We start from the raw sequence: 26,315 nt of genomic DNA, 5'->3' as shown, positions 1-26,315 counted from the left end.
TGGAGGGGAGCGACCTGCTGGGGCGGCGGGAGGAGCGGGCGCACCGGCGGCGGGAGCTGTACTGCTCGCCGGACCTGCACGGGACCTGGCACGTGCGGGGCCGGTTGGCCCCGGAGGCGGGCGCGACCCTGATGACCGCGATCGAAGCGCTGGCCGCCCCCGAGCCGTCCGGGGAGGGCGGCCCGGACCTGCGCTCGGCCGCGCAGCGGCGCGCCGACGCCCTCGTGGCCCTGGCCGACAAAGCCCTGTCCGCCCCGCCGGGCAGCCCCACCGGTGTCTCCTCCGAGGGCGGGGCCAGGGCCCGGGTGGTCGTGACGATGGACCTGTCCGCCCTGGCCGGTGCCGTGGCCGGGGCGGGCCTGCTGGCCGACGACGCCCCGCTGTCGGCCGGGGCGGTGCGCCGGTTGGCGTGCGACGCCGAGGTCGTCCCCGCGGTCCTCGGGTCGCGCTCGGAGCCGCTGGACGTCGGCCGGGCCGCGTACACCGTCACCCCGGCGCAGCGGCGGGCGCTGGCGATCCGGGACCGGGGGTGCATCGGCCCGGACTGCGACGCCCCCGTGAGCAGGACCCAGGCCCATCACGTCGTGCACTGGGCCGACGGTGGACCGACGGACCTGTCGAACCTGGCCNATCCGGGACCGGGGGTGCATCGGCCCGGACTGCGACGCCCCCGTGAGCAGGACCCAGGCCCATCACGTCGTGCACTGGGCCGACGGTGGACCGACGGACCTGTCGAACCTGGCCCTGGTGTGCGGGCACGACCACCGCCGGGTCCACACCGGCGCCCTGGTCGCCCACGTCCTCGACGGGCGCCCCGTCATCACCCGCGCCGGCGAGCCACCACCGGCCAGCGCGCCACCACCGTGGCGGGCACGCCTGGAAGACCTCGCCCACGAGCTGCACCACCCCGACGACCCCAGCCGCTCCGACGGTGCCGACGCGCTCGACGGTGCCGACGCGCCCGACCGTCTCGACGCACCGGGTTGTGCCGTCGGCAAGGAGGGCTCGTCGCCGGGCGGGGCGGCCGACGACCGCTCGGACGGCCCGCCGCCGGACCCCGTCGGCGGGGGCGACCCGTGACCGGGCCGGAGCCGGCCCCGGTCGGCTCGTGCGCTGGTTCACTGCGGTCATGCCTCCTGCGCCTGACCCCTCGACGCCCGGGCCGTCCTCGGGCCGGGTGCTGGCCGTCTGCCGCGTGCACCAGCTGCAGCTCGACGGCGCGCGCGGTGACGTCACCGCCATCGACAAGCGGCCCCTCGACGGAGCGGTCGACGTCGGTCGCCTCGGGCTCCGCGGCGACGTCCAGGCCGACCGCGAGGACCACGGCGGCCCGGACAAGGCCGTGTACGCCTACGCCCAGGAGGAGGCCGACCACTGGACGGGCGTCCTGCAGCGCGACCTGCCGCCGGGGCTCTTCGGGGAGAACCTCCGCACGACCGGTGTCGACGTGGACGGCGCCGAGGTGGGGGAGCGCTGGCGCGTCGGCGAGCGGCTCGAGGTCGAGGTCACCATGGCCCGCACGCCGTGCCAGACCTTCGCCCGCCACCTCGGGGAGGAGCGGTGGGTCCGCCGCTTCACCGAGCGCGGCAGGCCCGGTGCCTACCTGCGGGTGCTGGTACCCGGCGAGGTGCGGGCCGGCGACCCGATCGAGGTCCTCTCGCGCCCAGGCCACGGCGTCACGACGGCCGCCTTCTTCGCCGAGCGCTCGCCGGAGGACGCGCGGGTGCTCCGCGGCGCCCACGACGACGGGTCGCTGCGCGTCGCCCCGGCCCTGCTGGCCTACGTCGACCGGGCGCTCGGGCGGGCCTGACGTCCCGGCCCGCCCTCCGGTGCGCGGCCTCGTGGGTGGGGCGTCGTCGCCCTCAGCGGCCCGGCAGGACGGCGTTCGACACGAGCACCAGCAGCAGCCCCCTCAGCCCGCCCCAGCGACGTCGCAGCCCCCGCCCGCGCGGCACGTGCGGTGTCGGCCCCGCGAGCAGGCACATCGCGGCGACGCCGAGGCCCCACGGCAGCAGCAGCACGACCCACGCCCAGCCCCACCGCGAGAGGAGCCAGGGGCGGGGGCCGTGGAGCAGCACCCCGAGGGCGGTGAGCCAGGTGGCCGCGGCCGCCAGCACCAGCCAGCCAGGGACGGTGATGCCCCACAGCGCCCACCAGGTGGTGATGGCCGGCCGCCGCTCGACCTCCAGGCCCGGTGCCAGCTCACGGAGGTGGGCGGCGACGTCCCCGACGACGAGGCGACCGTCCGCACCCGCGCGCGCCGCGGAGCGCTCTCCGACGGGCGTGGCAGGCAGGACCGACGTGACCTCGGCGGACCGCCGCAGCAGCCCGTCGCGCCAGCGGACCTCCGAGCGGTCCCAGCCCGTGGCCTCCTGGCCGATGTCCGGCGGCGGCGCGTCGCCGTGTACGACGACGGACTCGACGCCGCCGCGCGCCAGGGCCCGCTCGAGCTCGGCGGTCGAGGTCGGGTGCACCCCGAGGACGGTGGAGAGCAGCGCCAGCACGGCCCCGGCCACCAGGACGCCGGCGCGGACGCGCCACCAGGGACGTGCGCGAGGGTGGCGTCCCGCCCGTCGAGCCCTCGTGGGGCGCGGGCCGCCGGCCGTGCTCATCGGTGCAGCGCGGGAGGCGGCCCGGGGCGGGACGCCGGTGCGGGACCGCCGCGGCGGGCTCCCGACCCGGTCGAGCGAGGCTGCGGCACCGCCGCGACGAGCACGTGCTGGGGCTCCTGGCCCTCGACCCGCTGCTGCACACCCGTCCCGACGTAGCCCGCCGCCGTGTAGGCCCGCAGGGCGACGGCGTTGCTCGCGGCGACCGTGAGCACGACGAGCGCTGGCCCGCCTCGGGCGGCCGGCCCCCACAGGGCCGCCGCGAGCCGGGGGACCTCGGCCGCCGCCGCACGGCCGTGCCCGCGCCCCTGGGCGGACGCCGCGAGGTAGAAGCCGCGCAGCAGGACGGCGCGCTCGGGCTCGTCGACGACCTGGGCGAGCAGGTCGCCGCGGTCCAGGACGCCGAAGCCGACGGGCTCCTCGTCCAGCAGGACGGCGAAGGGGGCCCGCCGCGGGTCGGCGTCGGCGGCCGGCAGCGTCTGCCGGGCGGAGGCCGAGGCGCCGAGCTGGTGCGGTGCCGGCTCGAGCCGCACCAGCGCCGCGCGCAGGGCGACGTCGTCGGGGGCCAGGGCCCGCAGGCGCACCCGCCGTCCCGGGGGGTCGTCGCGGCGGCGTCGCGTCGTCGGGTCCACCGACCCATCCTGCGCCCCGGGGCCCGCCCGCCGGGGTGCCGCGCCCGGACGCCGAAGGTGGGGGCGGGCCGGCAGCTCCGGCGGGAGGCGGACCGGGTGGTCGCCCGGGGCCGTGGTCGGCGGCCGCCCGGGGGCGGGGGAGCATGGGGGCGTGAGCCCCGCCCTGCCCGTCGGCGACCCCGCGCCCGAGGACGGCGCCCTGCCGCCCTCCGCGGCCGTGGGCGCCGCGGAGCGCGCACTGGCCCTCTACCTGCACGTGCCCTTCTGCCGGGTCCGCTGCGGCTACTGCGACTTCACGACGTACACGGCCGAGGAGCTCGGCGGCGCGGGCAGCGGCTCGTCCCGCGCGGGCTACGCCGCCACGGCCGTCCGCGAGGTCGAGATGTCCGGCCGCGTGCTCGCGACGGCCGGGCTGCCCGCGCGGCCCGTCTCGACGGTCTTCGTCGGCGGGGGGACGCCGACGCTGCTCCCTCCCGGGGACCTGCTGCGGATGCTCGAGGCCGTCCGCGACGTCCACGGCCTCGCGCCGGGGGCCGAGGTGACGACCGAGGCCAACCCCGACTCCGTGACGCCCGCGTCCCTCGCGGAGCTCGCCGCGGGCGGGGTGACCCGCGTGTCCTTCGGCATGCAGTCGGCCGTGCCCCACGTGCTCGCGACGCTCGACCGCACCCACGACCCGGCACGGGTGCCCGACGTCGTCCGATGGGCGCGCGAGGCCGGATTGCAGGTGAGCGTGGACCTCATCTACGGCGCGCCCGGCGAGTCCCGCGACGACTGGCGGCGCAGCGTCGAGGCCGCGCTCGCCTGCCGCCCGGACCACGTGTCCGCCTACGCGCTCGTCGTCGAGGCCGGCACGAAGATGGCCGGGCAGGTGCGCCGGGGGGAGATCGCGCCGCCCGACCCCGACGACCTCGCCGCCAAGTACGAGGACGCCGACGCGCTGCTCGGCGCGGCCGGCATGGCCTGGTACGAGGTGAGCAACTGGGCCGCGCGGCCCGACGCCCGCTGCCGCCACAACCTGTCCTACTGGCGGGCCGACGACTGGTGGGGCGTGGGGCCCGGCGCCCACAGCCACGTCGGGGGCGTCCGCTGGTGGAACGTCAAGCACCCCGGCGCCTACAGCGCCCGCCTCCAGCGCGGCGCCTCACCCGCCCACGGCCGGGAGGTGCTCGACGACGACGCGCGCCTCGTCGAGCGCGTCCTGCTCGGCGTCCGCCTGGCCGAGGGGCTGCCCGTGACGGCGCTCCCGCCGGAGGGCCGCGCGGAGGTGGCCGACGTCGTCGCGGACGGCCTCGTCGAGCCCGGCGCGGGCGGGACCTCGCCCGAGCGCGTGGTGCTCACCGCCCGCGGGCGCCTGCTCGCCGACGGCGTCGTGCGCCGCCTGCTGGGCTGGTGACGGCGTCGCGGACGACCGGGCCCCGTGCCCCGGCCGTCCGCGACGGGGCGGTCAGCGCACGAAGCGGACCACGAGCGGGTACCGGTAGCGCTCGCCCCGGTTGGACGCGACGGCGGCGAGGATCCCGAAGAGCACGAGCGGGAACCAGAGCAGGGGCGGGAGCGCCAGGAGCGGCGAGAACAGCCCCAGGGTGATGAGGCTGAGGATGCCGAAGGCGATGTAGAGCCCCACGAAGTACAGGGCGAGGGAGATGTGCGCGTTGAGCGCCTCCTTCGTCTGGTCCCGCACGAAGAGGCCACGGTCCTTGAGGACGAGGAAGGCGACGAGCGGCCCGAGCACCGGCACGACGATCCCGGCGACGTGCGTGAGGGTCGCCCACATCCGCTGGTCGGCCGGACGCAGGTCGTCCGTCCCCGCGGGACGCGGGGCCTGCTGGCCGTAGCCGGAGCCGTAGGTGCCGGCGGTCCGCTGGTCGCCGCCGCCGTAGGGGCCCCCGGCGAAGGGGTCGCCCTGCGGCGCGCCGCCGCCGCGGGGGCCGGTGGAGGCGCCACCGCTCCCGGTGCCCGGTCCGTCGGACCCCGCCGGGGACGACGGCGGCTGCGGCGGGGGCGACCACCCGGTCGGGGGCTGCTCGGCGCGGGGCTCGTCGCCGCGGGGCTGCTGGTCGGACACCGGAGGCTCCTCACTCGGGCCGCGCGGGTCGCGCCCGGGTCCCCACGCTAGGGGTCGGGCGACCGCCGCGGCCGACCGGCGCGCGGTCGCCCCCCTCGAGGCGGCGTCGGCCACCGGCGCGGCGGAGGCACCCGGAGCGTCGGGGCTCGGTCGTGGGGGGCTCGGTCGTGGGGGGCTCGGTCGTGGGGGGCTCGGTCGTGGGGGGCTCAGTCGTGGGGGGCTCGGTCGTGGGGGGCTCAGTCGTGGGGGGCTCGGTCGTGGGGGGCTCGGTCGTGGGGGGCTCGGTCGTGGGGGGCTCGGTCGTGGGGGGCTCAGGGCGCCGGGTGCTCAGGCGTCGGGGGCGGTGACGAAGTCGATGAGCTCCTCGACGCGGCCCGACAGGGACGGCTCGAGGTCGGCGATCGTCGTCACGGCGCCGAGGATCCGCTTCCAGCCGTGGGCGACGTCGCGCTGGTCGGCGTGCGGCCACCCGAGCGCGGCGAGCACGCCGTGCTTCCACGAGGTGCCGCGCGGGACCTCGGGCCACGCGCGCAGCCCCAGCGACGCCGGCCGGACGGCCGCCCAGACGTCCACGAAGGGGTGCCCGACGACGTGCACGAGCCCCCGCCACCGCGGGTCGGCGAGCGCCGCGTCCACGACGCGCGTCTCCTTGCTGCCCGCCACGAGGTGGTCGACGAGGACGCCGACGCGGCGGCCGGGGTCGGGGGCGAAGGCCGCCAGCGCGCCCGCGAGGTCGTCGACGCCGTCGAGCGGCTCGACGACGACGCCCTCCACGCGCAGGTCGTCGCCCCACACCTTCTCGACGAGCTCGGCGTCGTGGCGGCCCTCGACCCAGATGCGGCTGCCGCGGGCGACCCGGGCGCGGTGGCCGGCGACGGCCGTGGAGCCGCTGGCCGTGCGGCCCGGGCGCAGCCCCGGGGACGCCGACGACGAGCCCGGCCCGCCCCCCGCCAGCCCGCCCGGTGCGCGCCGCGGCGGCACGAGGAGGACGGGGCGCCCCTCGACGAGGAAGCCCGGGCCCATCGGGAACCCCCGCGTGCGCCCGCGCCGGTCCTCGAGGTGGACGACGTGCGTGCCGCCGGCCTTCTCCACGCGGACCACGGCGCCCGTCCACCCCGTCTCGGCGTCCTCGACGACGAGGCCGCGCTCGGCCGCGAGCTCGGTGCTGCGCCCGCGGCGGGGGACCCGCCAGTCGCCGGACAGGACGTCGGAGCCGTACCGGTCGCCGGGGCGCGCGCCGGAGGTCGTGCTGCTCATGCGCACCGACGCTAGCCCGCGCGGGTGCGGCCGCAGCGGCGCCGCGCCCGCGTGCGCCACCCCGGCGGCGCTCCTAGCGTGGAGGCGCGAGCAGCCCCGCCGCCCTCCCCGCGACCTCGGGGGATCCGCACCGCGGGCGCCCACCGGACCAGCCCAGAGGACCACCGCGGAGGACCACCATGCAGATCGGCTACAAGCTCGCGACCGAGGCCTTCGACCCGAAGGAGATCGTCCGGCAGGCCGTGGAGGCCGAGAAGGCCGGCTTCGACTTCGTCGAGATGAGCGACCACTTCCACCCCTGGCTCGACACCCAGGGGCACAGCGGCTTCACGTGGGCGCTGCTCGCCAACATCGCGGCGAGGACGTCGACGCTGCGCCTGGCGACGGGCGTGACGTGCCCGAGCGTCCGCTACCACCCGGCCGTCATCGCCCAGGCCGCCGCCACGATGCAGATCATCTCGGACGGGCGCTTCACGCTCGGCGTCGGCGCCGGCGAGCGCCTCAACGAGCACGTCGTCGGGGGCCAGCACTTCCCCAGCGTGCGCGGCCGCCACGAGCGCTTCCGCGAGGCCCTGGAGATCATCCGCCTGCTCTGGCAGGGCGGGTACCGCTCCTACGAGGGCAAGCACCTGCAGCTGGAGGACGCCCGCGTCTTCGACCTGCCCGACGAGCTGCCCGCCGTCGCCGTCGCGGCCAGCGGCCCGGCGTCCGCGCGCATCGCCGCCGAGCTGGGCGACGGCCTGTTCGCCACGGAGCCGAAGGGCGACATGGTCGCCACGTGGAAGCGCCTCGGGGGCGAGGGGCCCGCCTACGCCGAGGTGCCGCTGGCCTGGGCGCCCGACGCCGAGAGCGCCGCGCAGGCGGTCTGGGAGAAGACGCGGTGGGCGCTGACGGGCTGGAAGGTCATGTCCGAGCTGCCGAACCCCGTCAACTTCGACGCCGCGACCCAGAGCGTCACCCTCGAGCAGATCCAGCAGCAGTTCGCCTGCGGGCCCGACGTCGCCCGCCACCTCGAGGTGGCCCAGCAGTTCGTCGACGCCGGCTTCGACCACGTCGTCACCATGAACGCGGGGCCGGACCCCGACGGCTTCATGGACTTCTTCCGGCGCGAGCTGGCCGAGCCGCTGCGCGCTCTCACGCCGAGCGAGGACGCGCAGGGCCCGGGGCTCGCCGACCGCGTGCTCGGCGCCGTCCGCGGCTGAGCCGGCCCCCGCGTCCTCCGCGACCCTCGCGGTCCGGCCCGGCGCGGCGCCTCCCGGGCGCCGTGCCGGGCCGCCCGCCGCGCGGGCGTAGGCTTGGCACTCACGACCGAGGAGTGCCAGGCGCGGGGCGAGCCGCGCCGGCCCGGCGGCGCGCAGCCGCGGCGGGCGGACGAGGGCGGAGGTGCACGGGTGAGCGACGAGCGGCGGCTGGCGGTCCTGCGGGCCATCGTCGAGGACTACGTCGCGACCCGGGAGCCGGTCGGCTCCAAGGTCCTCGTCGAGCGCCACAGCCTCGGGGTCTCGCCCGCCACCATCCGCAACGACATGGCCGTCCTCGAGGAGGAGGGCTACATCGCCCAGCCGCACACGAGCGCCGGCCGCGTCCCCACGGACAAGGGCTACCGCGCCTTCGTCGACCGGCTCTCCACGGTGAAGCCGCTGTCCCCGGCGGAGCGGCGGGCCATCTCGACCCTCCTGGACGACGCGACGGACCTCGACGACGTCCTCACGCGGACCGTGCGGGCGCTCGCCCAGCTCACGCGCCAGGTCGCCGTCGTCCAGTACCCGTCCCTCAGCCGGGCGACCGTCCGCCACGTGGAGCTGGTGCCGCTCGGCGGCCCGCGCCTGCTGCTCGTCCTCATCACCGACTCCGGGCGGGTCGAGCAGCGCACGGTCGAGGTCGGGCACGAGGTGCCCGAGACCCTCGTCGCCGAGATGCGCACGCGCCTCGGCGAGGCGTCCGCGGGCGCCCGGCTCTCCGACGTCGTCGCCCGCCTCCCGGCCCTGCCCGAGCGCTTCCGCCCGGAGGACCGCGACGTCGTGCGCGCTGTCCTGCGGGCGCTCGAGGACTCGCTGTCCGCCGAGCGCGAGGAGCGCGTCGTCCTCGCGGGCACGGCGAACCTCGCGCGCGCGGGCACCGACTTCCCCCAGTCCATCTCGCCGGTCCTCGAGGCCATCGAGGAGCAGGTCGTCCTCCTGCGGCTGCTCGGGGAGATGGCCGACGACGCCGCGGCGGCCGCGGGCGGCGTGTCCGTCCGCATCGGGCGCGAGCTCGAGCACGACCGGCTCCTCGACGCCTCGGTGGTGACGAGCGGCTACGGCTCGGGCGGCCAGGTGGTCGCCCACCTCGGCGTCCTCGGCCCCACGCGCATGGACTACCCGACGACCATGGCCGCCGTCCGGGCGGTGGCCCGCTACGTGTCCCGCATCATCGGCAGCTGACCCGGCGGGCGGGCGCCCGGTGGCCCCGCCCGCCCGTGCGTCCCCGGCCCGAGCGCCGGCGGCCGCCGTCCCGACCCACGGACCTGACCCCGACAGGAGCGAGCACCCCTGGTGAGCGACCACTACGAGGCCCTCGGCGTCCCGCGCGACGCCTCCACCGAGGACATCAAGAAGGCGTACCGGAAGCTGGCGCGCAAGCTGCACCCGGACGTCAACCCCGGCGAGGCCGACCGCTTCAAGGACGTGTCCGCGGCCTACGACGTGCTGTCCAACCCCGAGAAGCGCCGCGCCTACGACCGCGGCGAGAGCCTCGGCGGCTTCGGCGGCGGGGGAGCGGGCGGGGGCTTCGGCTTCAGCGACATCTTCGAGACCTTCTTCGGCGGCGCGGCCGGGGGCGGCGGTCGGGGCCCGGCCTCGCGGGCCCGCCGGGGCCAGGACGCGCTGGTGCGCGTCGAGGTCGACCTGCGCGACGCCGTCTTCGGCGCCGACCGCGAGCTCCAGGTCGACACGGCCGTCGTCTGCTCCACGTGCCAGGGGTCGTGCTGCCAGCCCGGCACCTCGCCGCGCACGTGCGAGGTCTGCGGCGGCCGCGGCCAGGTGCAGCGCCAGGTGCGCAGCTTCCTCGGCCAGGTCATGACGACCGCGCCGTGCCCGAACTGCGGCGGCTTCGGCACGACCATCCCGAACCCGTGCCCGGAGTGCGCCGGGGAGGGGCGCGTGCAGGAGCGGCGCACCCTCACGGTCCGCATCCCCCCGGGCGTCAGCACCGGGACCCGCATCCAGCTGGCCGGCCAGAGCGAGGTCGGCTTCGGCGGGGGCCCGCCCGGCGACCTCTTCGTCGAGGTCGTCGAGCGCGACCACGAGACCTTCACCCGTCGCGGCGACGACCTGCACTGCACGGTCCAGGTGCCGATGACCGCGGCCGCGCTGGGCACGACCCTGTCCGTCGACACCCTCGACGGCTCGCAGTCCGTGGACGTGCGCGCGGGCACCCAGTCGGGCGAGGTGCACACGCTGCGGGGTCTCGGCGTCGGGCACCTGCGCGGCGGCGGCCGCGGCGACCTGCTCGTCCACGTGGACGTGCAGACCCCGACCCGGCTCGACGAGCGCCAGGAGGAGCTGCTGCGCCAGCTCGCCGAGATGCGGGGCGAGGAGGCGGCCGAGGGCCGCCTGACGAGCGCCGGCGGCGGGGTGTTCGGCCGTCTGCGGGACCTCATCTCGGGGCGGTGACGCACCCGGCGCCCCCTGCGGGGCGCCGGGTCGGACGGTCAGGGCAGCGGGCGTGCGGCGGGCGCCCGTCAGGCCCCGACCGTGAAGCTCCGCTCCACCGCGGGCATGCCTCCGCCCTCGCCGTCGGAGTCGTCGGGGATCTCGACGCGGACCGTGTAGCTGCCGGCGGGCAGGTCGACGAAGGCCTCCCACGAGCCCTGCGCGCCGAGGGCCGCGGCCGTGCCGTCCGCGCCCGCGACGACGGACGAGCCCTGCAGGACGGTCCGGGTCCCCGTGCGCACCTGCCAGACGACCGTCGCCTCGGCGGCGCTCGTGGCGGTCCCGACGAGGTGCACGGTGCAGCCGGCGGGCAGCGCGGCCCCTTCCGCGGGGCCGGAGAGCGCGACGCGGGGGGCCGAGGCCGTGGTCTCGGCCGCCACGCCGACGGCCGAGGCCTGCGGCTGAGGGGTCGGGACGCCGCTCGCCGCCTGCGCGGGGGCGGGTGCGGGGAGCCCGGCGACGACGGGGACGTCGGCGACCCCGGAGACCTGCTGCGCGCGCGCCGGCGTCGCGCGGTCCGTCGAGCCCTCGCCCGGGCCGAGCCTGTCCGACGCCGACGCGAGGGGGCGCCCGTCGACCCCGGCGACCGGACCGTCGGCGACCGGACCGCTGCCGGGGGCGCCGGTGCCCGGGGCAGCGGCGGCCGCGTCACCCGCCACGGCCTCGCGGGCCCCGCCGTCGGCCGGCCCGGCGGTCGGCAGGGCGCTGACGGTCGCCGTGCCGGCGGCCGCGGCGCCGTCGCCGGTGGCGCCGTCGCCGGTGGTGCCGTCGCCGGTGGCCCCCTCGGACCCGGCCAGCGCCACAGGGAGCGACGAGGGCGCCTGCTCGGCGCCGCGGCCGCCGGCGGCGCCGCCGGCGGCCACGACCAGCGCGAGGACGGCGGCCGCGCCCGCCCCCGCCGGCGCGGCGCGGCGGGCGCGGAGGGCGGCCGGATGCCGGCGGGTGCTCCCGCGGCGGGAGGGGCGAGGCGTCGGCGCGGTGCGGCGGGGGTCGCGTCTCGTCGTCATGCCCTGGGGCATCGGCCGGGCGCCGTCACGGCCCAGCCCTCCGGGCCTACAGTCCGGGGCATGACCCGGACGGAGCAGGCCCCCGACCCGGACGGCCCAGCGGGGGTGACGTCCTCCGGGGCCTCGCCCCGGCGGCAGGACGGCTGCGTCTTCTGCGGCATCGTCGCCGGGGAGGTGCCGGCCGAGCTGGTCGCGAGCACCGACGCCGTCGTCGCCTTCCGCGACCTCGCCCCCCAGGCCCCGCTGCACGTCCTCGTCGTGCCGCGCGACCACCACCCGGACGTCGTCGCGCTGGCGGCGGAGGCTCCCGGCGTCCTCGCGGACCTCGTCGCCACGGGCGCCCGGGTGGCCGCCGACGGCGGCGCCGCGGCGGGCGAGCACCGCCTCGTCTTCAACACGGGGGCGTCCGCGGGGCAGACCGTCCACCACGCGCACGGCCACGTCCTCGCCGCCCCGGGCGGGGAGCTCGCCGGGTCGCTCTGAGCGGCTCGCCCCGCGGGGCGGCGCCACCCCGGTCGGCCCGGCAGCCGCGGGCTACCCTTTCCCCGACGAGCGCGCCCGGCCCGGTGGTGCGCGAGCGCGAGGAGCCCTGGGCCCCGGCCCGCCCATGACGCAGCCCCACGAGACCTCCCCCCGCCGCCCCGGCGGCGCGCGCCCCGAGACGGGGCGGACCCGCCACACCGTCGTCGTGCCGCCCGAGGTGCCGATGCTGTCGCTGCTCGGCAGCGGGGACCAGCTGCTGCGCGTCGTCGAGCGCTCGTTCCCCGAGCTCGACGTGCACGTGCGCGGCGACGAGATCACCGCCTCCGGGCCGGCGCCCGAGGTGGCGCTGCTCGAGCGCCTCGTCGACGAGCTCTCCGCCGTCATCGCCGCCGGCCAGGTGCTGAGCCCCGACGCCGTCGAGCGGTCGGTCGCGATGCTGCGGCGGGCCACGAGCGAGCGGCCCGCCGACGTCCTCACGCTGGACGTGCTCTCCTCGCGCGGACGCACCATCCGCCCCAAGACCCTGGGGCAGAAGCGGTACGTCGACGCCATCGAGGAGCAGACGGTCGTCTTCGGCATCGGCCCCGCCGGCACGGGCAAGACCTACCTCGCCATGGCCAAGGCCGTGCAGGCGCTGCAGGCCAAGCAGGTCACGCGCATCGTCCTCACGCGCCCGGCGGTCGAGGCGGGGGAGCGGCTCGGCTTCCTGCCGGGCACGCTCACCGAGAAGATCGACCCCTACCTGCGGCCGCTGTACGACGCCCTGGGCGACATGCTCGACCCCGAGCAGGTGCCGCGGCTGCTGGCCGCGGGCACGATCGAGGTGGCGCCGCTCGCCTACATGCGCGGGCGCACCCTCAACGACGCGTTCATCATCCTCGACGAGGCGCAGAACACCTCGGCCGAGCAGATGAAGATGTTCCTCACGCGCCTGGGCTTCGGCTCGAAGATGGTCGTCACCGGCGACGTCACGCAGGTCGACCTCCCGAGCGGCACCGAGTCGGGCCTGCGCGTCGTGCAGGAGATCCTCGACGGCGTCGACGGGGTCGCCTTCGCCCGCCTCGAGGCCGGCGACGTCGTCCGCCACAAGCTCGTCAGCGACATCGTCGAGGCCTACGGGCGGTGGGACGCGCGCCGGGGCGCCACCGCGCCCGACGGCCAGCGCCGCGACGTGCGGGGCCCGCGCCGGTCGGCGCCCGCCCGCAGCGCGCCACGGGAGTCGACCGCGCCGGCCGCCGAGGACGCGGGCGCGTGAGCGTCGAGGTCGCCAACGAGACGGCGCACGCCGTCGACGAGCGCGAGCTCGCCGACCTCGCGCGCCACGTCCTCGACGCCCTGCACGTGCACCCGCGCGCGGAGCTGTCCGTCCTCGTCGTCGACGAGGAGGCGATGTCGGCCCTGCACGTCCAGCACATGGGCGAGGAGGGGCCGACCGACGTCCTGTCCTTCCCCATGGACGAGCTCCGGCCGGGCACCGACGCCGAGCCGAGCCCTCCGGGCCTGCTCGGCGACGTCGTGCTGTGCCCCGACGTCGCCGCCCGCCAGGCGCGGGCCGCCGGGCACTCGACGGCCGACGAGCTGCTCCTGCTGACGACGCACGGGGTCCTGCACCTGCTGGGCTACGACCACGCCGAGCCGGAGGAGGAGCGCGCCATGTTCGCCCTCCAGCGCCAGCTGCTCCTCGAGTTCCTCGGGCAGCGCCGGTGAGCCCCCGACCGCCCGACCACGACCCGGACGACCTCGACGACGACGACGTCCCGCCGCCCGGCGTCCCGGCCTCGGCCGTCGCCACCGGCTCCTCGCTGCCGGTCGTCCCCGAGGGCTACCGCAGCGGCTTCGCCTGCTTCGTGGGTCGCCCGAACGCGGGCAAGTCGACGCTGACCAACGCGCTCGTCGGCACGAAGGTCGCCATCACCTCCAGCCGCCCGCAGACGACGCGGCACACCGTCCGCGGCGTCCTCCACCGGCCGCAGGCGCAGCTGGTGCTCGTGGACACCCCCGGGCTGCACCGGCCCCGCACGCTGCTGGGGCAGCGGCTCAACGACCTCGTCCTGGCGACGCTCGCCGAGGTCGACGTCGTCGGGTTTTGCCTGCCCGCCGACCAGCCGGTGGGTCCGGGGGACCGCTGGATCGCCGCGCAGCTGCAGCCGCTGGCCGAGGGCCGGCGCGGCACCCCCGTCGTCGCCGTCGTCACCAAGACCGACCTCGTGACCCGCGACCGGCTCGCCCAGCACCTCGTGGAGGTCGCCGAGCTCCTGCCCGGGGCCGACGTCGTGCCCGTCTCCGCCACCGGGGGCCAGCAGGTCGACGTCGTCGAGGAGGTCCTCCTCGGCCACCTGCCCGAGGGCCCGCCGATGTACCCCGACGGCGAGCTCACCGACGAGCCGGAGGCCGTCATGGTCGCCGAGCTCGTGCGCGAGGCCGCCCTCGAGGGCGTGCGCGACGAGCTGCCGCACAGCCTCGCCGTCGTCGTCGAGGAGATGGGCCCGCGGCCCGCGGCGGACGGCGGCGAGCGCGCCGACGGGATGCTCGACGTCCACGTGCAGCTCTTCGTCGAGCGCGACTCCCAGAAGGGCATCGTCATCGGCAAGGGCGGCTCCCGGCTGCGCGAGGTCGGCACGCAGGCGCGCGCTGGCATCGAGGCGCTGCTCGGCGTCCCGGTCTTCCTCGACCTGCGGGTCAAGGTCGCCAAGGACTGGCAGCGCGACCCGCGCAAGCTGCAGCGCCTGGGCTTCTAGGCCCCGGCGCCGGCGGGTGCCGGGGCGCCTCGGCACCCCGCCTACCGTGCTCGCATGGCGCAGCGTGCGGGGCGGGCCCCGCGGGGGACGGGTGGGGACGGCGCACCGCCCGAGCCGAGGGTGGGCCTGCGGACGCTCCTGCCGTACCTGCGCGACCACCGCCGCGTGCTGGTGGTCGTCGCGCTCGTGTCCCTCGTCGGCGCCGGGGCCTCGCTGGCGCAGCCCCTGCTCGTGGGCGGCCTCATCGCCGCCGTCGAGGCGGGCCGGCCGGTGGCCGTCTTCGCGGCGGCCCTCGTCGTCGTCCTGCTGGTGGCCTCCCTGCTCGGGGCCGTGCAGCAGTACCTCCTCCAGCGGACCGCCGAGGGCGTCGTCCTGTCGACGCGGCGCAGCCTCGTCGGACGGGTGCTGCGCCTGCCTCTCGCGGAGCTCGACCAGCGGCGCACGGGCGACCTCGTCTCGCGCGTCGGCTCGGACACGACGCTGCTGCGCGCGGTCGTCACGTCCGGGCTCGTCGAGGTCGTCAGCTCGGTCGTCGTCGTGGTCGGCGCCGTCGTGGCCATGGCGGTCGTGGACGTCGTCCTGCTCGCCGTCACGCTGACGGCCGTGGCCGTCGGCATGACCGCGGCGATCTCGGTCGCCCGGCGCCTGCGGGCGCTCGCCCTGGCCTCCCAGCAGCGCGTCGGGGAGATGAGCTCGGCCGTCGAGCGCGCCCTGTCCGCCGTGCGGACCATCCGCGCCAGCGGCGCCACCGACCGCGAGGTCGACGCCGTGGGCGTCAGCGCCCGCGCGGCCTACGACGCCGGGGTGCGCGCCGCGCGCACGGGCGCCGTCGTGTCCCCGGTGGTGGGCGTCGCGGTGCAGGGCTCCTTCATCGCCGTCCTCGGCGTGGGCGGCTACCGCGTGGCGAGCGGGGCGCTCACGGTCGCCGAGCTCGTCTCCTTCATCCTTTTCCTCTTCCTGCTCGTCATGCCGCTCGGGCAGCTCGTCTCGGCCTTCGCCCAGCTCCAGCTGGGGCTGGGGGCGCTCACCCGCATCGAGGAGGTCCTCGCCCTGCCGGAGGAGGACCCGGGGCCGGCGACGGCGCCGGCGCCGCCCGGGCGCCCGGGGGCGCCGCTGCTCGAGCTGCGCGGCGCCTCCTTCGCCTACCCCGGTGGGGCGCCCGTCCTCCAGGGCGTCGACCTCGTCGTCCCGCGCGGCTCGCGGACGGCGCTCGTCGGTCCCTCGGGGGCGGGCAAGTCCACGCTGCTGTCCCTCGTGGAGCGCTTCTCCGACGTCACCGGGGGAGCGGTGCTCGTGGACGGCGTCGACGTCCGCGAGCTGCCGCGCGCCGCCCTGCGGGCCCGGCTCGGCTACGTCGAGCAGGAGGCGCCGGTGCTGGCGGGCACGCTCCGCGAGAACCTCCTGCTCGCCGCGCCGGGGGCGGGCGAGGACGAGCTCGCCGGCGTGCTCGCCGCCGTCGGGCTCTCCGGCGTCGCCGGCCGCGACGCCGCCGGCCTGGACGCGCAGGTCGGGGAGGGCGGGGTCCTGCTCTCCGGCGGGGAGCGGCAGCGGCTGGCCATCTGCCGCTCGCTGCTCGCCCGCCCCGAGCTCCTCCTGCTCGACGAGCCGACGGCGAGCCTGGACGCCCGCAACGAGCGGGCCCTGCAGGACGCGCTCGACGCCGTCGCCGAGCGCACGACGCTCCTCGTCGTCGCCCACCGGCTCTCGACCGTCGTCGGCTCCGACCAGATCGTCGTCCTCGACGGCGGCCGCGTCGTCGGCGCCGGCACCCACGACGAGCTGCTGGCGACCACCCCGCTCTACCGGGAGCTCGCGGCGACGCAGCTGCTCGTCTGACCGGCGCGCGCCCGCCGGGGCCGGGGCGCGCTACCGTTCCCCCGTGCGCGCGAGCCTCCTCCTCGGCTGCCGCGGCGAGGGCCTCTAGTCATCGGCCCCCTCGTCGCGGAGTCCTGCGCACGCCGCAGCCGCCGCCGGTGACGACGCCCGGACCGCCCGGTCCGGCCCCAGCCACCGCCCCCAGACGAGGACGAGATGCGCGACACCCAGAAGCCCTCCGCCATGCCGGTCTCCCGGTACCGCCCGTTCCACGAGCAGATCCGCGTCGAGCTGCCCGACCGCACGTGGCCCACGAAGCGGCTCGAGCGGGCCCCGCAGTGGTGCGCCGTCGACCTGCGCGACGGCAACCAGGCGCTCATCGACCCCATGAGCCCGGCGCGCAAGCTGCGCATGTTCCAGCTGCTCGTGCGGATGGGCTACAAGGAGATCGAGGTCGGCTTCCCCTCGGCGAGCCAGGCCGACTTCGACTTCGTGCGCCAGCTCGTCGAGGGCGACCTCATCCCCGACGACGTGACGATCCAGGTGCTCACCCAGGCGCGCGACCACCTCGTCGAGCGCACCTACGAGGCCATCGCGGGCGCGCCGCGCGCCATCGTCCACCTCTACAACTCCACCTCCGTCCTCCAGCGCGAGGTCGTCTTCGGCCTCGACGAGGACGGCGTCCTCGACATCGCCCTGCAGGGCGCGCGGCTGTGCCGCAAGCTCGAGGAGACCGTCCCGGGGACGCAGATCACCTACGAGTACTCGCCGGAGTCCTTCACCGGCACCGAGCTGGAGTACGCGGCGCGGGTCTGCAACGAGGTGCTCGCCGTCTTCGAGGCCTCCGCCGAACGGCCGGTCATCATCAACCTGCCCGCCACGGTCGAGATGGCCTCGCCCAACGTCTACGCCGACGCGATCGAGTGGATGGGCCGCCACCTCGTGCCCCGCCAGGGCGTCATCCTGTCCCTGCACCCGCACAACGACCGCGGCACCGCCGTCGCGGCGGCCGAGCTGGGCCTGCTGGCCGGGGCCGACCGCGTCGAGGGCTGCCTCTTCGGCAACGGCGAGCGCACCGGCAACGTGTGCCTGGTCACCCTCGGCATGAACCTCGTCACGCAGGGTGTCGACGCGATGATCGACTTCTCGGACGTCGACGAGGTGCGGCGCACGGTCGAGTACTGCAACCAGCTGCCCGTCCCGGAGCGCCACCCGTACGGCGGCGACCTCGTCTACACGGCGTTCTCCGGCTCGCACCAGGACGCCATCAAGAAGGGGTTCGACGCCATGGCGCGCCGCGCCGCCGCCGAGGGCGTCGACGTCCGCGAGCTCACCTGGGCGGTGCCGTACCTGCCGGTCGACCCCAAGGACGTCGGGCGCTCCTACGAGGCGGTCGTCCGGGTCAACAGCCAGTCCGGCAAGGGCGGCGTCGCCTACCTCATGAAGACCGAGCACCAGCTCGACCTGCCCCGCCGCCTGCAGATCGAGCTCTCGGGCATCGTGCAGGCGCAGACCGACGCCTCCGGCGGGGAGGTGGACGCCGCCCGCCTCTGGGAGATCTTCGAGCACGCCTACCTGCCGGCCGGCGACCCCGGCAGGGCCTGGGGCCGCTACGCCCTGCGCGGGATGCGCCAGCAGAGCGAGGTCGACGGCGCCGCCCGCCTGTCGGTCGACGTCACCGACCGCGGCGAGCCGCGCGTCCTCGAGGGCCTCGGCAACGGCCCCATCGACGCCCTCGTCGAGGCGCTGCGCGCGGACGGCGTCGGCGTCCGGGTCCTCGACTACGCCGAGCACGCCCTGTCCGAGGGCGGCGACGCCCGCGCCGCCGCCTTCGTCGAGTGCGAGGTCGGCGACCGGGTGCTGTGGGGCGTCGGGATCGACGCCAACACCGTCGTCGCGTCGCTGCGCGCGGTGCTCTCGGCGGTCAACCGCGCGCTCTGAGCCCGGGGCCCGCGTCGGCCCGCCACGGCCGGCGACCCTCCGCCGGGGCCGTCGACCGGGAGCGCGGGGCCGTGCGGAGGAGACCCGTCCGCACGGCCCCGCGTCCCCGGTCCTCCGCCCTCACCGGGCCCGTCGCCGACGCTCCTCGTCGCGGGACCGCTGACCACGACGGGTGACGGAGCAGCGGCCACGTCGTCGGACCGCTCACCTAGTGTTGACGGGGCGTCGATGCAGGACGCGAGCGGTCGTGGGGCCGCGCCGGGGGCCTCGCGCCCCCGCGGCGGGCGGAGGAGGTGGCGTGGGCCAGCTGGTCGTCGCTGACGTGTTCGGTCCCTTCGACCTCATCAGCGACCGCGCGCACCAGCTCTACGCCGACGGCGACCCGGCCGCCGCCGTGCGCGCGTGCGACCACGCCCTGCCGCTCGTGCGGGCGGCGGGCGACCTCGCCACCGAGCGCTTCCTCTGCTACTCGCGCGGCGTCAGCCTGCGCGAGCTCGGCCGGTACGCCGAGGTGGTCGCCCAGTCCCAGGAGCTGCTCGTCCTGGCGGCGGACGACCCGCTGTGGAGGGCGAAGGCGCTCGCCCTGCTCGCCGAGGCCAGCGCCGTGCTCGGGAGCACCTCGACGGCGCTGGACCACGTCGCCGAGGGCCTCGACCTCGTCGACGCCGGGCCGGGCGGCTACAACCGCCTCTCGGCCCGCATGGCCCTCGCCATCACCCTGGAGGCGCTGAGCCTCCACGGCTCGGCCGAGGAGGTCTTCCTCGACCTCCTCGACCCCCGCGAGCCGTACCGCGAGTTCGTCCTCGAGGAGGCCTGCGCGCTGCGCGCCGCCTGGGCCGCGGTGGCCGCCCTGCTGGGCGAGCACGCCGAGGCCGGCCGCCACCACCTCGCGGTCGCCGAGCGGGCCCTCGGCCTGCGCCGCGCCGCGGAGCAGGCGGGGGACGCCCACGCCGTCGTCCGCGCCGACGTCTACCTCGCGCTGGCGCTGCAGTCCTTCGGCGACGACGACGCCGCCTGGTCGCTCGTCGGCGACCCGGGGGTGCTCGACGTCCTCAGCCCCGCCGGGACCGACCGGCTCGTCGCCCTCGTCGTCCGCGGCCGGGCCCTGCTGCGCCGCGGCGACACGGCCGCCGCCCGACCGCTGCTCGAGCGCGCCGTGGAGCTGGGGCGGCGCAGCCGGCGGGACGTGTGGCGCTGGGCGGCCGTCGAGGCGCTCGCGGACCTCGACGTCGTCGAGCACGGCGACCACCCGGCGGTGCGCCGCTACCGGGAGCACGTGCAGGGGCTGCTGCGCCGGCTGCGCCGCGACAGCGCCGGCCGCGCCGCCGAGCTCGTCTCGCGCCGCCGCGTGCGCCAGCTCGAGGACGAGCGCGACGGCGTCCACCGCGCCGCCCTCACCGACCCGCTCACCGGGCTGGGCAACCGCCGCGCGCTGCTCGAGGTGCTCGAGACGGCGCCGGAGCTCCTCGGCGCGGTGTTCGTCGACGTCGACCACTTCAAGGACGTCAACGACCGCTTCTCGCACGACGCCGGCGACCGGGTGCTCGTGCGCGTCGCGGAGATGCTCGTGACGGCGTGCCGCTCCTCCGAGCTCGTCGTGCGCTACGGCGGCGACGAGTTCGTCGTCCTCGTCGTCGACGACCCGGCGGTCGCCGAGGTCATCGCCCGCCGCGTCCTCGAGGCCGTGCGGGCCCACGACTGGGAGCAGGTGGCCCCGGGGCTGCGCGTCACCGTCTCCGTCGGCGTCGAGGCGGGCGCGGCCGTGGCCTCGGCCCTGTCCTCCGCCGACTCGGCCCTCTACGCGGCCAAGCGCGGCGGCCGCGACCGCATCGTCGTGGCCGCCCCGGGCGGCGCGCCGGCGCCCGAGCGCGGCGAGCTGCCCGGGCCCCGCGGCGTGCGCCTGCCCCCGCCCACCGCGTCGACGGACGACGCGCCGCGGACGGGGCCCTGAGGGCCGCCGCGGCCGGACGGCGGGTGGTGCTCGCGGACGGGCGGCGGTCCGTCGTCGGCGGACGGCGGGGCGCTGCGGGCGTGCGGCGCCGCCGGGGGCACCATGGGGGTGTGGTGACCCGCCCGTGAAGCTGTACCGCGACGAGGCCGTCGTCCTGCGCACGCAGAAGATCGGCGAGGCCGACCGCGTCATCACCCTGCTCACGCGCACCTCGGGGCGCGTGCGGGCGGTGGCCAAGGGCGTGCGCCGCACGACCAGCCGCTTCGGCGCCCGGCTGGAGCCGTGCATGCTCGCCGACGTCCAGCTGCACCGCGGGCGCAGTCTCGACGTCGTCACGCAGGTGCTGACGCTCGCGCCCTACGCCCGCGCCGTCGCCGACGACTACCCCCGCTACACCGCCGCGGCGGCCATGCTCGAGACGGCGGAGCGGCTGACGCCGGAGGAGCGCGAGCCCGCCACCCAGCAGTTCCTGCTCCTCGTCGGCGGCCTGCGGGCGCTCGTGGGCCCGCCGCACGCGCCGGTCCGCCGCCCGCCGGGGCTCGTGCTCGACGCCTTCATCGTGCGGTCCATGGCCGTGGCCGGCTGGGGCGCCAGCTTCGACGCCTGCGCCCGGTGCGGCGAGCCCGGCCCGCACCGCGGGTTCGCCGTCGCCGCCGGGGGAGCGGTGTGCCGCTCCTGCCGCCCGCCGGGCGCCGCGGCGCCGGCCCCGGAGTCGCTCCAGCTGCTCGGGGCGCTTCTCGCGGGGGACTGGGACGGCGCCGTCGCGAGCACGGAGCGGGACCGCCGCGAGGCCAGCGGCCTGGCGGCGGCCTACCTGCAGTGGCACCTCGAGCGCGGGATCCGCTCGCTGCCCCTCGTGGACCGCACCCCCGAGGCGGCGCCCGCCCCCGACGCCGGCCAGGCCGACGGCCGTCCTCAGGACGTCACGGAGCCCGCGGAGCTGGCCGCGGTCGCGCCCCTGCTCGACCGCCTGCCGCCGCAGCCGTCGCCCGCCCGGGCCGCCGAGGTCGTGCGGTCGGCGCAGGCCGCGGCCGCCGGGAGCGCCCCGTGAGGCGCCGCCGGGGCGCCGACGTGGTGCTCCCCGCGCCCGTCGACCCGCCGCCGCACCCGAGCGGCGCGCAGCCGCCCGACCTGCCGCGCGAGGCCGTGCCGCGCCACGTCGCCGTCGTCATGGACGGCAACGGGCGCTGGGCGAACCAGCGCGGGCTGCCCCGCACGGCCGGCCACGAGGCCGGCGAGGCGGCGCTGCTCGACCTCGTCGCCGGAGCGCTGCAGATCGGCGTCGAGTACGTCTCCGTCTACGCCTTCTCCACCGAGAACTGGAAGCGCTCGCCCGAGGAGGTGCGCTTCCTCATGGGCTTCAACCGCGACGTCCTGCGTCGCCGCCGCGACCAGATGGCGTCCTGGGGCGTCCGCGTGCGCTGGGCCGGGCGCCGTCCGCGCCTGTGGCGCACCGTCGTCAGCGAGCTCGAGGAGGCCGAGCGCGTGACCGCGGGCTGCGACCGCCTGCAGCTGACGATGTGCGTCAACTACGGCGGGCGGGCCGAGATCGCCGACGCCGCCCGCGCCGTCGCCCGCGAGGTCGCGGCCGGCCGCCTCGACCCCGAGCGGGTCGACGAGCGCGTCCTCGCCCGCCACCTCGACGAGCCCGACCTGCCCGACGTCGACCTCTTCCTGCGGACCTCGGGCGAGCAGCGGACGTCGAACTTCCTGCTGTGGCAGTCGGCCTACGCCGAGATGGTCTTCCTCGACGTGCTCTGGCCCGACGTGGACCGCCGCACGCTCTGGGACGCCGTCCTGCTCTACTCCGGCCGCGAGCGCCGCTACGGGGGGGCCGTGGACCGGGCGGGTGACCCGACCGACCGGCCCTCGGGCGGACGGACGCCTTGACTCCTCGGAGTGTGAGCGTTCACACTCCACGGCGTCCACGAGGGCGCACCACGGCGGTGCGCCGGCCGTCCAGCACGGTGGCGGGGACAGGACATCTCGAGGAGGACCATGTCCAGGAGCAGGACCATCGCCACGGCTGCCGCAGCAGCCCTCGTCCTGGGGCTCAGCGGGTGCGGCGGCGAGGGAGCCGGCGGGGGCGGCGGCGGCGCGGCGGCCAGCGAGGCGCCGGAGGACCTCGTCATCGGGGTCGCCATGCCGACGCAGACCTCCGAGCGCTGGATCGCCGACGGGGCGGCCGTGCAGGCCGGCCTCGAGGAGGCCGGGTACCAGGTCGACGTGCAGTTCGCCGGGGACGACATCCCCACGCAGCAGCAGCAGGTCGACCAGATGATCACCCAGGGAGCGGACGCGCTCGTCATCGCGGCGATCGACGGGACGGCGCTGAGCGGCCAGCTCGACGCGGCTGCAGCGGCTGGCATCCCCGTCATCAGCTACGACCGCCTCATCCGGGACAGCGAGAACGTCGACTTCTACGTCACCTTCGACAACTACAACGTCGGGGTGCAGCAGGGCACGGCCCTGCTCACGGGCCTGGGCGTCCTCAACGAGGACGGGTCGCCGGGCCAGGCAGAGGGCCCCTTCAACGTCGAGCTCTTCGCCGGGTCCCTCGACGACAACAACGCGCAGTTCTTCTGGGACGGCGCCATCGACACGCTGCAGCCCTACCTCGACGACGGCACCCTCGTCGTCCCCTCCGGGCAGACGGGGATCGAGCAGGCGGCCACGCTGCGCTGGGACCAGGGGACGGCCCAGCGCCGGATGGAGGACCTGCTGACGTCCTCCTACGCCGGGGGCACGCGGGTGGACGGGGTGCTGTCCCCGTACGACGGCATCTCCCGCGGCATCATCACGGCGCTGCAGAACCGCGGCTACGGCGGCGCCGACAACCCCATGCCGGCCATCACCGGCCAGGACGCGGAGATCGCCTCCGTGAAGCTCATCGCCGACGGGGTGCAGGACTCCACGATCTTCAAGGACACGCGCAAGCTGGCGGACCAGGCGGTCGTCACCACGGAGGCGTTCCTGGCGGGCGAGGAGCCCGAGGCGAACGACACCGAGACCTACGACAACGGCGTGAAGGTCGTCCCCTCCTACCTGCTGGACTCCGACGTCGTCTACGCCGACGACATCCAGCCGCTGCTCGTCGACTCGGGCTACTACACCGCGGAGGAGGTGGAGGCCGGCCAGGCCTCCTGACCCGGTGCGGCGCCGGCCGCCCGACCCGGCCCGGCGGCCACCCGGCCGCCGGGCCCTCCGGTCGCCCTCGGGCGGCAGACCCCCCGCGCAGCGCCGACGCCGGCCGCTCGCGGACGGCCAGCAAGAGGCGGTATGAGCGAGAACATCCTCGAGATGCGGTCCATCACCAAGACGTTCCCCGGGGTCAAGGCCCTGGAGGACGTGTCCCTGGCGGTCCGCCGCGGGCACATCCACGCCATCTGCGGGGAGAACGGCGCGGGCAAGAGCACCCTCATGAAGGTGCTGTCCGGGGTCTACCCCGCCGGCAGCTACGACGGCGAGATCCACCTCGACGGCGAGCCGCAGCGCTTCACCGGCATCCGCGACAGCGAGCAGCACGGCGTCGTCATCATCCACCAGGAGCTGGCGCTGGTGCCGACCCTGTCGGTGGCGGAGAACATCTTCCTCGGCAACGAGCGCCGGCGCGGGCCCGGCGTCGTCGACTGGCACCGCACCGACGCCGCGGCGGGCGAGCTGCTGCGCCGGGTGGGCCTGCGGGAGAACCCCCAGACGCCCGTCGGCCAGCTCGGGGTCGGCAAGCAGCAGCTCGTGGAGATCGCCAAGGCGCTGTCGAAGGACGTGCGCCTGCTCATCCTCGACGAGCCGACGGCCGCCCTCAACGAGGTCGACTCCGAGCACCTGCTCGGCCTCCTGCGCCAGCTCCGCGAGCAGGGCATCACCTGCATCATCATCAGCCACAAGCTCGGCGAGATCACCTCGGTCGCCGACGCCACGACCATCATCCGCGACGGCCGCACGGTCGAGACGCTCGACATGCGCGCGGGGGAGGTGAGCCAGGAGCGCATCATCCGCGGGATGGTCGGGCGCGAGCTCGGCGACCGCTTCCCGGAGAGGACGAGCTCGCCCGGCGAGGAGGTCCTGCGGGTCGAGGGCTGGACGGTGCGCCATCCCGTGCAGGACCGCCTCGTCGTCGACGACGCCTCCTTCTCGGTGCGCGCCGGCGAGGTCGTCGGCATCGCCGGCCTCATGGGCGCGGGCCGCACGGAGCTGGCCATGAGCGTGTTCGGGCGCTCCTACGGGCGCTACGTGGCCGGGCGCCTCTTCGTCCACGGCCGGGAGGTGCAGGCGCGCAGCGTCAAGGAGGCCATCGGGCACCGGATCGCCTACGCCACCGAGGACCGCAAGACCTTCGGCCTGAACCTCATCGAGGACATCCGCCGCAACGTCTCGGCCGCGGGCCTGCGCAAGCTCTCGCGCGGCGGCTGGGTCAACGAGCACGAGGAGGTGCGCGTCGCGGAGGAGAGCCGGCGCAGCATGCGCATCAAGGCGCCGGGCGTCACCTCGGTCGTCGGCGGGCTGTCCGGGGGCAACCAGCAGAAGGTCGTGCTCTCCAAGTGGGTCTACACCGACCCGGACGTCCTCATCCTCGACGAGCCCACGCGGGGCATCGACGTCGGCGCCAAGGTCGAGATCTACACGATCATCAACAGGCTCGTGGCCGCGGGCAAGGCCGTGGTCGTCATCTCGTCCGAGCTGCCCGAGCTGCTCGGCGTCTGCGACCGCATCTACACGCTGGCCGAGGGCCGGACCACGGGCGAGCTCCCCGCGCGGGACGCCAGCCAGGAGGAGCTCATGCAGCTCATGACCCAGGAGAGGGACGCCGTCCGATGACCCACACCACCGCGCCCGAGCCGGGCACCGCCGAGCCCGACGCGGGCACGCCCACGGGGCAGCAGGGCGGTGCCTCCGGCCCTCCCGGCGGGCGCCTGCGCCAGCTGGGCCACCTCGTCGGGAACCTCCGCCAGAGCGGCATCTTCCTCGCGCTGGTCGCGATCGTCGTCCTCTTCGCGGTGCTGACGGACGGGGTGCTGCTCAGCAGCACGAACGTGACGAACCTCGTCCTACAGTACAGCTACATCCTCGTGCTCGCCATCGGCATGGTCATCGTCATCATCGCCGGGCACATCGACCTGTCCGTGGGCTCCGTCGTGGCCCTGACGGGCGCGGTGTCGGGCGTCCTCGTCATCCAGGGCGGCATGCCCTGGCCCGTGGGCGTCGCCGCCGCGCTCGCCGTCGGCATCGCCGTCGGGGCCTGGCACGGGTTCTGGGTGGCCTACATGGGCATCCCCGCCTTCATCGTCACGCTCGCCGGCATGCTCCTCTTCCGGGGGCTGACGCTGCAGGTCCTCGACAACGTCTCGCTCTCGCCCTTCCCGGACGGCTACTCGGTCATCGCGAGCGGCTTCATCAACGGCCTGCTCGGCGGCTACGGCTACGACGCCTTCACGCTGCTCGTCTTCGGCCTCGGCGTCGCCGGCTACGCCGTCTCCGCGACCGTCTCGCGCCGCACGCGCCGCGGGTACGGCCAGGACGTCGAGCCGCTGGCCGCCTTCGTGCTCAAGCTCGTCCTCGTCGCCGCCGTGACCATGGCCTTCGCCTGGCGCATCGCGACGAGCCGGGGGCTGCCCGTCGTCCTCGTCATCCTGGCCGTCCTCGTCATCGTGTACGCGCTGGTGACGAGGAACACCGTCTTCGGGCGCCAGGTGTACGCCCTCGGCGGCAACCTCAGCGCCGCCCGCCTCTCGGGGGTGAACACCCGCAACATCAACTTCTGGGTGTTCGTCAACATGGGGTTCCTGTCCGGCGTGGCCGGCGTCATCTACTCCTCGCGCTCCAACGGCGCGCAGCCCGGCGCGGGCAACATGTTCGAGCTCGACGCCATCGCCGCCGCCTTCATCGGCGGGGCCGCCGTCACCGGCGGCGTCGGCACCGTCGTCGGGGCGATGGTCGGCGGCCTCATCATGGCCGTGATGAGCAACGGCATGCAGCTGCTCGGCATCGAGCAGCCGACCCAGTCGGTCGTCCGCGGCCTCGTGCTCCTCGCCGCGGTGGCCTTCGACGTCTACACGAAGCGCCGGGCGGGCGTGAGCCGGTAGTCCCGGCGGGCGGGGCGGGGCGGGCGCGTGACCGCCCCG

Annotated in this window: 22 protein-coding genes and 2 pseudogenes; 19 read left to right on the top strand and 5 right to left on the bottom strand. The window is 76.7% G+C overall.

Annotated elements, in window-relative coordinates; all coding sequences use genetic code 11:
• Positions 1–14 precede the first annotated feature (14 nt).
• From WDV85_RS17145 to WDV85_RS10850, 3 genes and pseudogenes are all read left to right on the top strand, one after another.
• A pseudogene (locus tag WDV85_RS17145) lies at positions 15–512 on the top strand (DUF222 domain-containing protein); the annotation flags it as partial.
• 88 nt (positions 513–600) lie between these two features.
• A complete protein-coding gene (locus tag WDV85_RS10855) occupies positions 601–1,080 on the top strand; it encodes an HNH endonuclease signature motif containing protein (protein ID WP_339570615.1) in 480 nt (159 codons plus the stop codon).
• Positions 1,081–1,129: 49 nt separating this feature from the next.
• Positions 1,130–1,810: an MOSC domain-containing protein gene (locus tag WDV85_RS10850; RefSeq protein WP_339570614.1), complete on the top strand. Its 681-nt coding sequence runs from the start codon at positions 1,130–1,132 to the stop codon at positions 1,808–1,810.
• A gap of 52 nt (positions 1,811–1,862) precedes the next feature.
• Here WDV85_RS10850 and WDV85_RS10845 read toward each other — a convergent pair whose 3' ends face one another.
• Together WDV85_RS10845 and WDV85_RS10840 are read right to left on the bottom strand one after the other, a co-directional pair.
• Entirely contained in the window at positions 1,863–2,516 is a 654-nt protein-coding gene (locus tag WDV85_RS10845; protein ID WP_339570613.1) for a hypothetical protein, read from the bottom strand.
• 92 nt (positions 2,517–2,608) lie between these two features.
• A complete protein-coding gene (locus WDV85_RS10840) occupies positions 2,609–3,241 on the bottom strand; it encodes a GNAT family N-acetyltransferase (protein WP_339570612.1) in 633 nt (210 codons plus the stop codon).
• A 151-nt stretch (positions 3,242–3,392) separates the two neighbouring features.
• On the opposite strand from WDV85_RS10840, the gene hemW reads away from it, so the two are divergent.
• Positions 3,393–4,637, top strand: a complete 1,245-nt coding sequence (gene hemW / locus WDV85_RS10835; protein WP_339570611.1) for a radical SAM family heme chaperone HemW — start codon at positions 3,393–3,395, stop codon at positions 4,635–4,637.
• Positions 4,638–4,688: 51 nt separating this feature from the next.
• Here the strand turns inward: hemW and WDV85_RS10830 are convergent, their stop codons facing one another.
• Together WDV85_RS10830 and WDV85_RS10825 are read right to left on the bottom strand one after the other, a co-directional pair.
• Positions 4,689–5,309, bottom strand: coding sequence for a DUF4870 domain-containing protein (locus WDV85_RS10830; RefSeq protein WP_339570610.1), 621 nt, complete (start codon positions 5,307–5,309; stop codon positions 4,689–4,691).
• 327 nt (positions 5,310–5,636) lie between these two features.
• Positions 5,637–6,566, bottom strand: coding sequence for a DUF3097 domain-containing protein (locus tag WDV85_RS10825; protein WP_339570609.1), 930 nt, complete (start codon positions 6,564–6,566; stop codon positions 5,637–5,639).
• A gap of 179 nt (positions 6,567–6,745) precedes the next feature.
• On the opposite strand from WDV85_RS10825, the gene WDV85_RS10820 reads away from it, so the two are divergent.
• The 3 genes from WDV85_RS10820 (at position 6,746) to dnaJ (ending at position 10,219) form a co-directional block, all read left to right on the top strand.
• The gene (locus WDV85_RS10820) at positions 6,746–7,768 is read left to right on the top strand and encodes a TIGR03557 family F420-dependent LLM class oxidoreductase (RefSeq protein ID WP_339570608.1); all 1,023 of its coding nucleotides are present in this window, start codon (positions 6,746–6,748) and stop codon (positions 7,766–7,768) included.
• A 189-nt stretch (positions 7,769–7,957) separates the two neighbouring features.
• Entirely contained in the window at positions 7,958–8,989 is a 1,032-nt protein-coding gene (hrcA, locus tag WDV85_RS10815; protein WP_298805978.1) for a heat-inducible transcriptional repressor HrcA, read from the top strand.
• Positions 8,990–9,100: 111 nt separating this feature from the next.
• Positions 9,101–10,219: a molecular chaperone DnaJ gene (gene dnaJ / locus WDV85_RS10810; RefSeq protein WP_339570607.1), complete on the top strand. Its 1,119-nt coding sequence runs from the start codon at positions 9,101–9,103 to the stop codon at positions 10,217–10,219.
• A gap of 68 nt (positions 10,220–10,287) precedes the next feature.
• On the opposite strand, the gene WDV85_RS10805 is transcribed toward dnaJ, so the two are convergent.
• Positions 10,288–11,265 (bottom strand): Gmad2 immunoglobulin-like domain-containing protein, encoded by a 978-nt coding sequence (locus WDV85_RS10805; protein WP_339570606.1) that lies wholly within the window; start codon positions 11,263–11,265, stop codon positions 10,288–10,290.
• A 60-nt stretch (positions 11,266–11,325) separates the two neighbouring features.
• Here WDV85_RS10805 and WDV85_RS10800 point away from each other — a divergent pair, with 60 nt between their 5' ends.
• From WDV85_RS10800 to mmsB, 12 genes and pseudogenes are all read left to right on the top strand, one after another.
• The gene (locus WDV85_RS10800) at positions 11,326–11,748 is read left to right on the top strand and encodes an HIT domain-containing protein (RefSeq protein WP_339570605.1); all 423 of its coding nucleotides are present in this window, start codon (positions 11,326–11,328) and stop codon (positions 11,746–11,748) included.
• A 124-nt stretch (positions 11,749–11,872) separates the two neighbouring features.
• Positions 11,873–13,003 (top strand): PhoH family protein, encoded by a 1,131-nt coding sequence (locus tag WDV85_RS10795; protein ID WP_339570604.1) that lies wholly within the window; start codon positions 11,873–11,875, stop codon positions 13,001–13,003.
• On the top strand, positions 13,000–13,455 hold the full coding sequence (gene ybeY, locus WDV85_RS10790; protein ID WP_339570603.1) for an rRNA maturation RNase YbeY: 456 nt from the start codon (positions 13,000–13,002) through the stop codon (positions 13,453–13,455). Before WDV85_RS10795 ends, ybeY begins: the two co-directional genes overlap by 4 nt.
• A gap of 95 nt (positions 13,456–13,550) precedes the next feature.
• Positions 13,551–14,486, top strand: coding sequence for a GTPase Era (gene era, locus WDV85_RS10785; RefSeq protein ID WP_445263299.1), 936 nt, complete (start codon positions 13,551–13,553; stop codon positions 14,484–14,486).
• 54 nt (positions 14,487–14,540) lie between these two features.
• A complete protein-coding gene (locus WDV85_RS10780; RefSeq protein ID WP_339570601.1) occupies positions 14,541–16,322 on the top strand; it encodes an ABC transporter ATP-binding protein in 1,782 nt (593 codons plus the stop codon).
• Positions 16,323–16,517: 195 nt separating this feature from the next.
• Entirely contained in the window at positions 16,518–18,242 is a 1,725-nt protein-coding gene (gene leuA / locus WDV85_RS10775; RefSeq protein WP_339570600.1) for a 2-isopropylmalate synthase, read from the top strand.
• A 298-nt stretch (positions 18,243–18,540) separates the two neighbouring features.
• Entirely contained in the window at positions 18,541–20,193 is a 1,653-nt protein-coding gene (locus WDV85_RS10770; RefSeq protein ID WP_339570599.1) for a GGDEF domain-containing protein, read from the top strand.
• Between the two features lie 124 nt (positions 20,194–20,317).
• Positions 20,318–21,058, top strand: a pseudogene (gene recO / locus WDV85_RS10765) (DNA repair protein RecO); the annotation flags it as partial.
• A gap of 182 nt (positions 21,059–21,240) precedes the next feature.
• Positions 21,241–22,083, top strand: coding sequence for an isoprenyl transferase (locus WDV85_RS10760; RefSeq protein WP_339570597.1), 843 nt, complete (start codon positions 21,241–21,243; stop codon positions 22,081–22,083).
• Positions 22,084–22,191: 108 nt separating this feature from the next.
• Complete coding sequence (chvE, locus tag WDV85_RS10755; RefSeq protein ID WP_339570596.1) at positions 22,192–23,340, top strand: multiple monosaccharide ABC transporter substrate-binding protein; 1,149 nt, start codon at positions 22,192–22,194, stop codon at positions 23,338–23,340.
• 132 nt (positions 23,341–23,472) lie between these two features.
• Complete coding sequence (gene mmsA, locus WDV85_RS10750) at positions 23,473–25,011, top strand: multiple monosaccharide ABC transporter ATP-binding protein (RefSeq protein ID WP_339570595.1); 1,539 nt, start codon at positions 23,473–23,475, stop codon at positions 25,009–25,011.
• Positions 25,008–26,276 (top strand): multiple monosaccharide ABC transporter permease, encoded by a 1,269-nt coding sequence (gene mmsB, locus WDV85_RS10745; RefSeq protein ID WP_339570594.1) that lies wholly within the window; start codon positions 25,008–25,010, stop codon positions 26,274–26,276. Before mmsA ends, mmsB begins: the two co-directional genes overlap by 4 nt.
• Positions 26,277–26,315: the final 39 nt, after the last annotated feature.

This window comes from Pseudokineococcus sp. 5B2Z-1 (genome assembly GCF_037482305.1).
GTDB lineage: Bacteria > Actinomycetota > Actinomycetes > Actinomycetales > Quadrisphaeraceae > Pseudokineococcus.
Note: the sequence above shows the minus strand (reverse complement) of the source record. Positions and strands in the feature narration are given on the sequence as shown.

Bases quoted from the DNA above. Each gene is read 5' to 3' on its own strand.
- WDV85_RS10850 (WP_339570614.1), top strand. From the start codon at position 1,130: ATGCCTCCTGCGCCTGACCCCTCGACGCCCGGGCCGTCCTCGGGCCGG.
- WDV85_RS10825 (WP_339570609.1), bottom strand. From the start codon at position 6,566: ATGAGCAGCACGACCTCCGGCGCGCGCCCCGGCGACCGGTACGGCTCC.
- WDV85_RS10820 (WP_339570608.1), top strand. From the start codon at position 6,746: ATGCAGATCGGCTACAAGCTCGCGACCGAGGCCTTCGACCCGAAGGAG.
- WDV85_RS10805 (WP_339570606.1), bottom strand. From the start codon at position 11,265: ATGACGACGAGACGCGACCCCCGCCGCACCGCGCCGACGCCTCGCCCC.
- WDV85_RS10800 (WP_339570605.1), top strand. From the start codon at position 11,326: ATGACCCGGACGGAGCAGGCCCCCGACCCGGACGGCCCAGCGGGGGTG.
- WDV85_RS10795 (WP_339570604.1), top strand. From the start codon at position 11,873: ATGACGCAGCCCCACGAGACCTCCCCCCGCCGCCCCGGCGGCGCGCGC.
- WDV85_RS10780 (WP_339570601.1), top strand. From the start codon at position 14,541: ATGGCGCAGCGTGCGGGGCGGGCCCCGCGGGGGACGGGTGGGGACGGC.
- leuA (WP_339570600.1), top strand. From the start codon at position 16,518: ATGCGCGACACCCAGAAGCCCTCCGCCATGCCGGTCTCCCGGTACCGC.
- chvE (WP_339570596.1), top strand. From the start codon at position 22,192: ATGTCCAGGAGCAGGACCATCGCCACGGCTGCCGCAGCAGCCCTCGTC.
- mmsA (WP_339570595.1), top strand. From the start codon at position 23,473: ATGAGCGAGAACATCCTCGAGATGCGGTCCATCACCAAGACGTTCCCC.
- mmsB (WP_339570594.1), top strand. From the start codon at position 25,008: ATGACCCACACCACCGCGCCCGAGCCGGGCACCGCCGAGCCCGACGCG.